General features: G+C 73.8%; 10 protein-coding genes. 3 read left to right on the forward strand and 7 right to left on the reverse strand.

Annotated elements, in window-relative coordinates:
- Positions 1–61 precede the first annotated feature (61 nt).
- On the reverse strand, positions 62–922 hold the full coding sequence (locus ACZ518_RS30160) for a TIGR03619 family F420-dependent LLM class oxidoreductase (protein ID WP_469116179.1): 861 nt from the start codon (positions 920–922) through the stop codon (positions 62–64).
- Between the two features lie 98 nt (positions 923–1,020).
- On the opposite strand from ACZ518_RS30160, the gene ACZ518_RS30165 reads away from it, so the two are divergent.
- Entirely contained in the window at positions 1,021–1,761 is a 741-nt protein-coding gene (locus ACZ518_RS30165; protein WP_469116180.1) for a hypothetical protein, read from the forward strand.
- Between the two features lie 54 nt (positions 1,762–1,815).
- Here the strand turns inward: ACZ518_RS30165 and ACZ518_RS30170 are convergent, their stop codons facing one another.
- Positions 1,816–2,829: an ADP-ribosylglycohydrolase family protein gene (locus ACZ518_RS30170; protein WP_469116230.1), complete on the reverse strand. Its 1,014-nt coding sequence runs from the start codon at positions 2,827–2,829 to the stop codon at positions 1,816–1,818.
- Between the two features lie 579 nt (positions 2,830–3,408).
- Between ACZ518_RS30170 and ACZ518_RS30175 the strand changes: the two genes are divergently transcribed.
- Positions 3,409–4,485: a tyrosine-protein phosphatase gene (locus ACZ518_RS30175; RefSeq protein ID WP_469116181.1), complete on the forward strand. Its 1,077-nt coding sequence runs from the start codon at positions 3,409–3,411 to the stop codon at positions 4,483–4,485.
- A gap of 52 nt (positions 4,486–4,537) precedes the next feature.
- On the opposite strand, the gene ACZ518_RS30180 is transcribed toward ACZ518_RS30175, so the two are convergent.
- From ACZ518_RS30180 to ACZ518_RS30190, 3 genes are all read right to left on the reverse strand, one after another.
- A complete protein-coding gene (locus tag ACZ518_RS30180; protein WP_469116182.1) occupies positions 4,538–7,129 on the reverse strand; it encodes a bifunctional FO biosynthesis protein CofGH in 2,592 nt (863 codons plus the stop codon).
- Positions 7,130–7,169: 40 nt separating this feature from the next.
- Positions 7,170–7,952: an SDR family oxidoreductase gene (locus ACZ518_RS30185; protein WP_469116183.1), complete on the reverse strand. Its 783-nt coding sequence runs from the start codon at positions 7,950–7,952 to the stop codon at positions 7,170–7,172.
- Positions 7,953–8,058: 106 nt separating this feature from the next.
- The gene (locus tag ACZ518_RS30190) at positions 8,059–8,748 is read right to left on the reverse strand and encodes a hypothetical protein (RefSeq protein ID WP_469116184.1); all 690 of its coding nucleotides are present in this window, start codon (positions 8,746–8,748) and stop codon (positions 8,059–8,061) included.
- Positions 8,749–9,313: 565 nt separating this feature from the next.
- On the opposite strand from ACZ518_RS30190, the gene ACZ518_RS30195 reads away from it, so the two are divergent.
- Complete coding sequence (locus ACZ518_RS30195) at positions 9,314–11,026, forward strand: lytic transglycosylase domain-containing protein (RefSeq protein WP_469116185.1); 1,713 nt, start codon at positions 9,314–9,316, stop codon at positions 11,024–11,026.
- A gap of 79 nt (positions 11,027–11,105) precedes the next feature.
- Here ACZ518_RS30195 and ACZ518_RS30200 read toward each other — a convergent pair whose 3' ends face one another.
- Together ACZ518_RS30200 and ACZ518_RS30205 are read right to left on the reverse strand one after the other, a co-directional pair.
- Complete coding sequence (locus tag ACZ518_RS30200) at positions 11,106–11,588, reverse strand: hypothetical protein (RefSeq protein ID WP_469116186.1); 483 nt, start codon at positions 11,586–11,588, stop codon at positions 11,106–11,108.
- Between the two features lie 252 nt (positions 11,589–11,840).
- Entirely contained in the window at positions 11,841–12,044 is a 204-nt protein-coding gene (locus ACZ518_RS30205; protein ID WP_007265804.1) for a cold-shock protein, read from the reverse strand.
- Positions 12,045–12,144: the final 100 nt, after the last annotated feature.

Below are 12,144 nucleotides of genomic sequence, written 5' to 3' on the forward strand. Positions count from 1 at the left end.
GGCACCCGCAGACACGCCGGGGCGGGGTGATCCGGTTCCGTGCGGCCGGAGTGCGGGGGTGTCAGAGGTACTGGGCGAAGTCGTCCAGGGCGCGCAGGACTTCCGCCTCCCGTGCCGACGGGAGCTGGAGGACGACCTCCTCGATGCCCAGTTCGGCGTAGTGCCCGAGCTTGCCCGGCGTCGGCTGGACGGCGTACGGGACCACCTGGAGGTCCTTGGGGTCGCGCCCGGCGTCCTCCCAGACCCGGCGGAGCGCCGGCACGGATTCGGTGAGGCCGCGTCCGCCGATGGGGAGCCAGCCGTCGGCGTGGTCGGCGATCGCGGCGAACAGCTTCGGGCCGGCCGCCCCGCCGATCATGGTGCGCGGACCGTGCAGCGGCTTCCCGGGGGCGAGTTCGCGCGGGGCCTGGACCGGCTTCGGGTACGCCGAGCTCGCGCGGACGGAGCCGTACGGGCCCTCGTACGCGGTCGGCTCCGGCGCCCACAGGGCGCGCATCAGGGCCATGTGGTCCCGGACGCGTTCGCGGCGGGTGGGCCAGTCGACGCCGTGGTCGGCGGCCTCCTCGACGTTCCAGCCGTAGCCGATGCCGAGGGTGAGGCGGCCGCCGCTGAGGTGGTCGACGGTCGCGACCTGCTTGGCGAGGCCGATCGGGTCGTGCTGGGCGACGAGGGTGATGCCGGTGCCGAGGTGGAGGCGTTCGGTGACGGCGGCGGCCTGGCCGAGTGCGACGAACGGGTCGAGGGTGCGGCCGTACTGCGCGGGGAGTTCGCCGCCCATGGGGGCGGCGGTGTCCCGGCTGACGGGGATGTGGGTGTGCTCGGGGAGGTAGAGGCCGGAGAAGCCGCGCTCCTCCAGGGAGCGGGCGAGGCGGGTGGGGGAGACGGTGCGGTCGGTGAGGAAGATGGTCGTGGCGATCCGCATGGGCGAGGGCACCTCCGAGACGTCGGGAGGGCCAAGGTACGGGCATCGCCGTGCGGGCGGCAGGGCGTTGGTCCGTTGGTGTGTGATGAGGTGGCCGCATGGACTCGATGGAGACGATCACCGTTCCGGAGGCGTTGCACGGCTACCCCGGGGTGGCCTTCGGCGGATACGTGGCCGGGCTGCTCGCGGGGCGGCTGCCCGGGGACACCGGGGCGGTGCGGGTGGACTTCCGGCGGCCCGTGCCGACCGGGACGGCGGTGCGGCTGGAACCGGACACCGGGGGCGGCGGGGCCGCGCTGCTCGACGCGGACGGGGTGCTGCTGGCCGCCGCTTCGGCGGTGGCCGCGCCGGGCGGGGAGGTACCGGGGGCGCCCTCCTGGGCGGAGGCCTCGAAGGCCGCCGACGCCTACCGGGCGGACCCGCCGGGCGGGGAGGTCGACTGCTTCGGCTGCGGGCTGGGCCGGACCCCGGCGACGGGGCTGCGGCTGCACTGCGGGCTGGTGCCCGGGCGGGACCTCGTCGCCACCGCCTGGACCCCGGACGCCGCACTCCTCGACGCCGACGGGCTGCTGCCGCCCGAGCTGGCCTGGGCCGCGCTGGACTGCCCCGGCAACGCGGCGGGCCGGCTGCTGGCGGGCGGGCCGGCCGGAGCCGTCACCGCGGCGCTGACGGGGCGGCTGCTGCGTGCGGTGCCGGGTGCGTCGGGGCTGCTCTCGTACGCGTGGCTGCTCGGGGTCGAGGGGCGCAAGTGCCGGGTGGGGACGGCGCTGGCCACGCGGGAGGGGGAGGTGTGCGGGGTCGCGGAGGCGCTGTGGGTGTGGCCCCGGTCGGGGGTGTGACCCCGGTCGGGGGCGTGACCCGCCCCTCGATCGCCGGCGGGGCCGGAGACGGCCTCAGCCGCGGGGGTAGCGGGTCAGCCAGGCCGAGGTGGTGACCGCGGGGCCGTGCAGGGAGGAGCCCTGGGTCAGTTCGAGGGCGAAGTCATCGGCCAGTTCCAGCAGGATCGCCCGGCCCTCCAGTTCGGCCAGCCCGGCCGCGGGGAGGGCCGTCTCGCCGTGCAGGGCGCCGAGGAGGGCCCCGCACAGGGGGCCGCCGCGGCCGGCGGCGGCCAGGCGCAGCCCGTGCGGGACGTCCTCGGCGACCAGGGTGCTGTAGACGGCGACGGCGAGGGCGTCCTCGGCGCTACGGCCCCCGCCCGGGGAGAGGGCTTCGACGGCGACGGGGCCGGGCTCGCCCCGGGTGACGGCGGTGAGGGCCCGGTGCAGGGCCTCGGTGACGGGCTCGTGGCCGGGGCGGGCGGCGAGCAGGGGGAGGGTGCGCCGGACCGCGGTGTCGAGGGAGTCGCCCCGGGTCAGGCCGTGCACGATCACGGCGAAGGCCCCGGCGGACAGGTAGGCGGCGGGGTGCCCGTGGCTCTGGACCGCGCATTCGACGGCCAGTTGGAGGACCAGCGCGGGCTCCCAGCCGACCAGCAGCCCGAAGGGGGCCGAGCGGACGGCGGCGGCGGCGTCCCTGGCGGTGGGGTTCTTCGGCTGGTCGAGAGTGGCGAGGGTGTCGTCGCCGAAGCCGGTCAGGCAGGCCCGCTCCGGGCCGCGCCGGGCGTAGAGCCACTCCTCGTTGGCGAGCCAGCCGTTGTCCTCGCGCCGCTCGTCGGGGCCCCAGTCGTGCTGGGTGGCCGACCAGCGGCGGTAGGCGCGGTGGACGTCGGTCGGCGGGTGCCAGCCGCCGGTGTCCCGGCGTACGTGGGCCCGTATCAGGCCGTCGACGGTGAACAGGGTCAGCTGCGTGGCGGCCGTGACGGCACCCCGGCTGCCGTGGGCGTCCCCGAGCGCGGCCCCGAGCAGCGCCCCGCGCACCCGGCTCCGGAAGTCCTGCTGCTGGGCCCGCCCCCACAGCGCGGTGCCGATGCCTCCGGTGGTGGCTCCCGTGGAGCCGAGCCCGACGCTCCCGGTGTGCCCGGCGCCCGAGGGGCCGGTGTCCGCGCTTCCGGCGGCGAGCCGTGTGGTGCCGGGGGCAGGGTCCCCGGAGGCCGCCGCGATGCCGGCCGCCGCCCGGGCCGCGCCGGCGGAGGCCGCCCGGGCCGCCCTGGCGGCGGCTCCCGTGGCGCCTGCGGCTCCCGTGACCCCCGTGGCGCCCGTCCCGGCCGGCCCGGTCGGGACGACCCTCAGCACAGCCGTGTCCGTCGTACCGCCGCCCGCGTCGGGCGTGCCGCCCACCGCCCCCGTCGTCCCGCCGTCCGCCGTGCTCGTCGTCGTGTCCATGCCGTCCCCCAAGGCGCTCAGGACGCGCACTGTAGTGGACGGGTTCGGTCGTTTTCGGAAGCGCTCCGGCGGGTCGCCCGTAACTGAGCGGAGAACGGCCGGAATGCGGACGGTTCCGGCCACCGCCCAGCCGAGTGGCACGTTTTGTCATCCGCCTTCACCCCGGTCGTTTTCGGCCACGCCTCGTTCATCCGGCGTTCGCCGGGCGCCCACAGCCTCGGAGGCATGAAGAAGGCCCTCCTCGCCGCGACCGCCGTCGCCTCCGCACTCGCCGCCTCCCTGGCCGCCGTTCCCACCGCCTCCGCCTCCGACTGGGAGTGGTTCGCCAGCCACCAGGACCGCTCGGCCATCCCCTTCACCGAGGCCACCGTCACCGCCTCCGCCGACGGCTCGTACACCCTGAAGTGGAACACCAAGGGCACCGAGCGCGTCGTGGTCAAGGCCGGCGGCAAGGTCGTCGCCCGGGGCGGCGCCCGGGGCGAGGCCGTGGTCGACGGGCTGCCCGCGGCCGACCGGCAGTGGTTCGACTTCCAGCCGGACCACGGCCAGGGCCTGCGCCTCGCCGACCGGCTGATCAAGCTGGAGGGCACGGTCAACTTCCGTGACGCCGGCGGCTACCGCACCGCCAACGGCCAGTGGGTGAAGATGGGCGAGGTCTACCGCTCCGACGCCCTCGCCCGGCTCACCGCCGACGACCTCGCCAAGCTGGAGCGGCTGCGCGTGCGCACCGTCTTCGACCTGCGCACGCAGGACGAGCGCGGCAAGAACGCCGACAAGGTCCCGGCCGGCGCGAAATACGTCGTCGCCGACGTCTTCGCGGGCTCCGGCTCCTTCCAGACCATGCCCAAGACCCCCGACGAGGCCGTCAAGGCCATGGTCGACGCGGAGAAGGCCATGGTCGGCGGCGAGGGCGGCAAGAAGGCGTACACGCAGGTCCTCGACGGCATACGCGGCGACCGCGGCCGCGCCGCGCTCTTCCACTGCACCGCCGGCAAGGACCGCACGGGCTGGGCCAACGCCACCCTGCTGACCGCCCTCGGCGTCCCCCAGGAGACGGTGCTGGCCGACTACCTGGCCAGCAACGACTACCGCAAGGCCGCCGACGACGCCGTCCTCTCCCACCTCCCGGCCCAGCAGGCGGCCGTCTACAAGCCGCTGCTCGACGTCCGCCCCGAGTACCTCAACGCGGGCTACGACGAGGTCAAGGCCCAGTACGGCTCCTTCGACCGCTACCTCAAGGACGGGCTCGGCCTCGACGCCCGCGAGCTGCGCGAGCTGAAGAAGGACCTCCTCGTCGGCTGACCGCAGGCGGGGAGCGGGGCCCGTGCGGACGACGGGCCCCGCTCCCGCGCGTTCACTCCAGGACCGGCAGCAGCTCCGGCAGGTGGCCGTCCGAGGCGCGGGCCGCGTCCTGGCGCTCCTGAGGGACCTCCCCGTACAGGGTCGTACGGGGCTTCGCGGGCCGGCCGGCCGCCTCCGCGACCGCGATGAGGTCCTGGACGGACTTGTAGGAGCCGTAACTCGACCCGGCCATCCGGGAGATGGTCTCCTCCATCAGCGTGCCGCCCAGGTCGTTGGCCCCGGAGCGGAGCATCTCCGCCGCGCCCTCCGCGCCCAGCTTCACCCAGCTCGTCTGGATGTTGGGGATGTGCGGGTGCAGCAGCAGCCGCGCCATCGCCGTGACCGCCCGGTTGTCGCGGACCGTCGGGCCGGGCCGGGCGATGCCCGCCAGGTAGACGGGGGCGTTGGTGTGGATGAAGGGCAGCGTCACGAACTCCGTGAAGCCCGCGACGCCCTTGGCGAGGGCCTCCTGCTGGATGCGGGACAGGGTGCGGAAGTGGCCGAGCCAGTGCCGGGGCTGGTCCACGTGCCCGTACATCATGGTGGACGAGGAGCGGATGCCCAGCTCGTGCGCCGTCGTGATGACCTCGGTCCAGTCGGCCGTGGGCAGCTTGCCCTTGGTCAGCACCCAGCGGACCTCGTCGTCCAGGATCTCCGCCGCCGTCCCCGGGATGGAGTCCAGCCCGGCCTCCTTGGCGGCCGTCAGCCAGTCCCGTACGGACATCCCGGTGCGGGTGGCGCCGTTGACGACCTCCATCGGGGAGAAGGCGTGCACGTGCATGCCCGGGACCCGTTCCTTCACGGCCCGCGCGATGTCGAAGTACGCCGTCCCCGGCAGGTCCGGGTGGATGCCGCCCTGCATGCACACCTCGACCGCACCGACGTCCCAGGCCTGGGCCGCGCGGTCGGCGACCTGCTCCAGGGACAGGGTGTAGGCGTCGGCGTCCGTGCGGCGCTGCGCGAAGGCGCAGAAGCGGCAGCCGGTGTAGCAGACGTTGGTGAAGTTGATGTTCCGCGTGACGACGTACGTGACGTCGTCGCCCACCACCGACCTGCGCAGGTCGTCCGCGATCCGGCACAGCGCGTCCAGTGCCGGGCCGTCCGCGTGCAGCAGGGCCAGCGCCTGTTCGTCGGTGAGCCCCTCCGGGTCGTCGGCGGCCCGCGCCAGCGCGGCCCGTACGTCGGTGTCGATGCGCTCGGGCACCATGCCGGGCGCCGCGGCCTCGCGCAGGGCCTCCCAGTCGCCGTACACCTCGTCGAAGTCCTCGCGGCGGTCGCCGGTGCGGCCCTCGGTGTCGACGGCGGTGTGCAGGTCGGTGCGCCCGTAGGAGGCGAAGGAGTCGTCCGGCTCCTGCCACGGGTGTCCCTCGACGGCGGCGGCCGGATCGGCGAGCCCGGTCTCCGGGTCCGCGAGGGCCCGTACGTGGGGCAGCAGGCGCGGGTCCAGCCACGGCTCGCCCCGCTGCACGAACTCCGGGTACACGCACAGCCGTTCGCGGAGCTCGAAACCGGCCTCCGCCGACCGCTCGGCCAGCAGGTCGATCTGGGGCCAGGGCCGCTCGGGGTTGACGTGGTCCGGGGTGAGCGGGGAGACGCCGCCCCAGTCGTCGATGCCGGCGCCGATCAGCCGGGCGTACTCCCCGTCGACCAGGTTGGGCGGGGCCTGGAGGCAGGCCGAGGGGCCCATGATGTGGCGGGCGACGGCGATCGTGGCGACGAGGTCGTCCAGCTCGGCGTCCGGCATCCCGCGCATGGCCGTGTCCGGCTTCGCGCGGAAGTTCTGGATGATCAGCTCCTGGATCCCGTGGTAGGCCCGGGAGATCCGGCGCAGCGCGAAGAGCGACTCGGCGCGCTCCTCGTACGTCTCCCCGATGCCGATCAGCAGCCCCGAGGTGAAGGGGACCGAGGAGCGGCCCGCGTCCTCCAGTACGCGCAGCCGGACGGCCGGCTCCTTGTCGGGGGAGCCGTGGTGCGGGCCGCCGGGCTCCGACCACAGGCGGGTGGCGGTGGTCTCCAGCATCATCCCCATGGAGGGGGCGACGGGCTTGAGGCGCTGGAAGTCCGACCAGGACATCACACCGGGGTTGAGGTGCGGCAGCAGCCCGGTCTCCTCCAGGATGCGGATGGAGATGGCCCGCACGTAGGAGATCGTGTCGTCGTAGCCGTGCGCCTCCAGCCATTCGCGCGCCTCGGGCCAGCGGTCCTCGGGCTTGTCCCCGAGGGTGATGAGGGCTTCCTTGCAGCCGAGGGCGGCGCCGCGGCGGGCGATGTCGAGGACCTCGTCCGGGGACATGTACATCCCGTGGCCGGCACGGCGCAGCTTGCCGGGGACGGTGGCGAAGGTGCAGTAGTGGCACTTGTCGCGGCAGAGGCGGGTGAGGGGGATGAACACGCTCTTCGAGTACGTGATCACGCCCGGCCGGCCGTCCTCCTCCAGGCCCGCGTCGCGGACCCGGGCGGCGGAGGCGGTCAGGTCCTCCAGGGCCGGGCCGCGGGCCTGGAGGAGGACGGCCGCCTCGGCCGCGTCGAGCGCGACGCCGTCGCGGGCTCGGCGCAGCGCCCGGCGCATCGCGTTGTCGGTCGGGGCGTCACTCGGAGTGGTCATGTGGCGAGCATACGATCCGTCCGGATTCCGGTGGAGGGCGTCATCGCATCAGCTCACCGGCGTTGACCAGCAGGGATTGGCCGGTTATCGCCCGGGCCCGGTCGGAGGCGAGGAAGACGGCGGCATGGGCGACGTCCCCGTCGGTGGCGAGGTCGGGCAGGGCCATCCGGTCGGCCAGGCGCTGGTGGACCTCGGTCTCGGGCACGCCCTCGGTGTGGGCGGTGAAGGTGACGAAGGCCTGCACGGGCGGGCCCCACATCCAGCCGGGCAGCACGGTGTTGACGCGGATCCGGTGCGGGCCGAGCTCCCGGGCCAGGGAGTACATGGCGGAGGTCAGGGCGCCCTTGGAGGCGGCGTAGGCGGCCTGGCGGACCTCGTTGGGCGCGGCCACCGCGGACTGGGTGCCGATGAAGACGACGGAGCCGCCGCCCGCCTTGAGGGCGGGCAGGCAGGCCCGGGTCATGCGCAGGCTGCCGAGGAGGTTCACGTCGATGATCTGCTGCCAGGTCCCGAAGTCGGCGTCCTCCAGGCCGCCGAAGTACGAGTCCCAGGCGGCGACGTGCACGACGGCGTCGATGCCGCCGAACCGTTCGACGGCGAGCGCGGCGAGGGCCTCGCACTGCCGCTCGTCGGAGATGTCGGTGGGCAGGTGGGCGGTGCGGGCGCCGTCGGGGTCGATCTCGGCGGCGGACTTGGCCAGGTTGGCCTCGGTGCGCGCGCCGAGGACGGCGTTGCCGCCGTCGCGGACCACGGCGGCGGCCACCTGGTGGCCGAGCCCGGCCCCCACCCCGGAGACGACGACGGTCTTCCCTCGCAGCAGCATCTCGCGCCCCCTGGCGGCTCGGATCAAGGATCTGACGGGCCGTCAGGGTAGGGGTGCGGGGCGCCGGTGTGAAGGGGTGCGGGGCGGGGGCCGGGTCCGGCGCGGCTCAGCGGCGGCCGCTCACGTCCAGGAAGATGTTCACGGCGACCCAGGTGGCCCAGAGCAGCGGGATGATCGCCACGTAGGCGAGCGGCCGCGCGTGGACCGGCGGGCCCTCGTCCAGCGGCTGGCGGCCCGGCGCGGGGGTCGGGTGCGGGAGCTTGGAGTACTTCATCGCCGCGAACAGGTTCCACAGCAGGGTGAACGGCGTGAAGATCGCCAGGGAGAACGGGCTCCACCAGCCCTGGCACAGGGTCTTGGTGGTCATGGTGCGGATCAGCGACCGGCCGCACGGGCGGCAGAAGGGCCCGTTGAGGGTGTGGAAGCGCATCAGGATCAGTACGCCGACGTGCGCGCGCACCGCGAAGTTCGCCGTCTCCGGAGCCCCGCAGTTGCGGCAGCCCGGCGCCTGGGCGTGCGGGTGCGGGTACGGGGCCGCGTACTGCGGGTGCTGCGGCTGCTGCGGCTGCTGCGGGTAGCCCGGGGCGGGGTGGCCGGGGGCCGGGTAGCCCGGGGCCGGGTGGTGGCCGGCGGCGCCCGGCTGCCCGTACGGGTTCTGCCCCGGGCCCGGCTGCTGTCCGTACGGGTTCGCTCCCGCCGGGGGCTGTCCGTACGGGTTCTGCCCGGCCGGGGCGCCCGGGTGCGGGTTCGGCGGAACGGGGGCTCCGGAGTAGGGGTTCGGCGGCGGAGTGCTCATGGGAGGGCCTTCGGGATCGGCGGCGGCAGGCAGCGGCGACCGGCGGGACCCCCGGGCCGGTTCCGGTTCCGGTTCCGATTCCGGTTCTGCTTCCGGGCGTTCTCACGGAAGGGCCCACGGAAGAGGGGTGCCGAACACCAGTGCGCTCGATTGGCCTGAAACGTATCAGGCTCCTGTGACAGCCCCTGTTACGTTCCAGGACTTCCGGGACGGCGCTCTTGCCCGGACCGGCCGACCCCGCCGCGTACAGGCCCACCCCGACCGTGACGGCCGGCATGGCCGCCGGCGGCTCGCCACGAAAACCAGGGTAAAGGCCAACGAGGCATGCCAGTACGGGTCTTTGGGGTGTTTCGGACAGGGGTGAAGGCCCCCTCCGCCGCCGGGCCGGAGGTCCGGCGGGGCCGGGCTGGACGTCCTGGGTCACAGCGGGGTGAAGCCGAGACGAATGGTGCGTCATATCTGCGGGGGCGACGGTGAGTCGTGTCGGAATACCTGATAGACAGAACAATCGCGGTCCCGAACGGCCGCACGCCTCTGACGGCCGCCTTGGGGGGATCGCCGCACCGTGAAGCCGCTTCACCGCCATGTAGTCAACACCTCGCGCAAGGTCTTGTGCACGGCCGCCCTCGCGGCCAGCCTGACCACCGCCGCCGTCGTGACCAACACCCCGGTCGCCGGCGCCGGAGAGGCGGAGCCCACGCCCGACAGCCCGCAGGCCACCGACCGCGGCGACGCCCGCCTCGACCTGCCGGGCCAGCTCGCGGACCCGGTCGTCCCGCCCCCGGCGGCCGGTACGGGCGGCAACGCCAACGAGGCCGCCTCCGCCATACCCGCGACCGCCCTCGACGCCTACAAGCGCTCCGAGGTGGCCGTGGCCGCCGCCCTGCCCACGTGCAAGCTGCCCTGGGCGCTGGTCGCGGCGATAGGCCGCGTCGAGTCCGTGCACGCCTCCGGCTACGGGCTCAAGAGCGACGGCACCACGGAGAAGCCGATCCGCGGCCCCCGCCTGGACGGCAACGGCTACGCGAAGATCCTCGACACCGACAAGGGCGAGTTCGACGGCGACACCGAGTACGACCGCGCCTTCGGCCCGCTCCAGTTCATCCCCTCCACCTGGGCCACCTGGAAGGCCGACGGCAACGGGGACGGCAAGCGCGACGCGAACAACATCTACGATGCGGCGCTCGGCGCGGGGCTCTACCTCTGCTCGGGCGGCAAGGACCTCTCGCTCCCGGCCGACCTCGACAAGGCGATCCTCGGCTACAACCAGTCGCGCGAGTACGTGAACTCCGTGCTCGGCTACATGCGCCAGTACCAGCAGGACGGCACGGCCGGGATCCCGAACCCGCCCGTCGGCAACTACCCGACGCCGCCCACGCCGACGATCCCCACCCCGCGCGTGCCCACCACGCAGCCGCCGGCCACGCGGCCGAACAACCCGACGAACCCGACGAACCCCTCCAACCCGGGCACCCCGACCCCGAAGCCCACCCCGGAGCCGTCGAAGCCGACGCCCACGCCGGAGCCCTCCAAGCCGACCCCGGCACCCGCGACCCTGGCCAAGCTGGAGCGGGTCGGCGAGGCGAAGCTGGAGGCCGAGGCCGGCAGCCTCTTCGCGGAGGGCACCCGCTTCAAGGCGGTCCTCAGCGACGGCAAGCCGGCCGTCGGCCAGGCCGTCGTGGTCGCCGTCGAGCAGGACACCACCGGCGGCACCGGATTCGTCTTCGGCAGCGAGTCGAGCGTGGTCGTCCGTACCGACGCCCAGGGCATCGCCACCACCCCGCGGCTCAAGGCCGGCCCGAAGGCGGGCACCTTCACCCTGCGGGCCACCGCCTACGACGCCAAGAGCCAGTTCACCGTGGCCCTGGACGGCAAGACCACCGAGAAGCCGGCCGAGAAGCCCGTCGTGCTCACCGGCACCAAGACCGTGCAGGTCGCGGCGGGCACCTCGGTCAAGGGCCTGGAATACCTGGTCGCCCGCGGAGACAAGCCGGTGGAGGGCGCGGAGCTCACCGCCGCGCTCGTCGAGAAGGCGGGCGGCGTCTGGACCCCCGTGGACGCCAACACGGCCAAGGGCCCGTGGTTCAAGGGCGCCACGGCCGAGGAGAAGCTGTTCACGAAGGCGCTCCCCAAGACCGGCGCCGGCGGCAAGACGATCCTGCCGGAGCTGCTCACCACCGACGTCCCCGCGGGCACGTACCACCTGCGCCTGCTCACGGCGGACAAGACCGAGCTGATCCTCACCATCGAGATCACCGCCGCCGCCCCGAAGGCCTGACCCGGGGACCGCGCACACGACACGACACGGCCGGCCGCCCTGCGCGGCCGGCCGTGTCCCGTCGTGGCGTCCGGACGGATCAGACCGGGGTGGCCTGGACGGCCTGGAAGCCGACGCCGCAGGTGCCCGGCAGGTTCGTCGGGCTGAAGGCCGTCGCGCTGGTGGTGCAGCGGGCCTCGTAGATCACGCCACTCTTGCTGAGCAGGGTGAGGGTGAGCCGGCCGCCGGTGGCCTCCTCCACGTTGACCGCGACGTCCACGACGCACTTCGGCGCGTTCGGGACGACCTTGAGGTCGATCCACACGCCCTGGTTCCGGCTGTCGTTGAGGAAGGCGTGCCCGTCCCGGCTGGTCGCCAGGCGGAAGACGGTGCCCCTCAGGCTGCCGAAGTCGGGGCCGGCCGCGGCGACGTGGCGGGCCACCGGCCCGCACTTCTTCTTGCCGTGCTCCGGTTCCGGCGCCGGACCGCCGCTGGCCGCCGCGGACGGGACCATCAGGGCCCCGAGGAGCAGGGCCCCCGTAGCGGCGGAGACACCTCGTGCGGCCCAAGCGAGCTTCCTCATGTGCTGTGCGTCCTTTCCCGTGGCGGCCTCGTACCAGGACCGACCATCCCCGAGCCGCGAGAAATACACACATACCGTCACGAACAGTCACTCAGGGGAACCATCGATGCACCTCGGACGGCTCTGTCCGCCGGGGGCCACGGAAAAAGCAGGGCCACGGAAAAGGCAGGAGCCCCGCCGCCTCCGCTCGCACGGAGGAGGCAGGGCTCCTTGGGTACTGCTGATCCGACCGCGATCCGGTCGGCCTGGCGACTAGGCCGGGGTGACGTTCTCCGCCTGCGGACCCTTCGGGCCCTGCGTGACGTCGAAGTTGACCTGCTGGTTCTCCTCGAGGGAGCGGAAGCCAGAGGCGTTGATCGCGGAGTAGTGGACGAAGACATCCGGGCCGCCGCCGTCCTGGGCGATGAAGCCGAAGCCCTTTTCAGCGTTGAACCACTTCACGGTTCCGGTAGCCATGAGCCCTCCTATGGGCCAAAGGGTCGCCCTGCTCCAGAACCTGCTAAGAAGTCTGAAAACTACAAAAGCCTGCGGGTTACATGCTCCGCAGGCCTCGTAC

It is taken from the genome of Streptomyces sp. NPDC033966 (genome assembly GCF_055575955.1).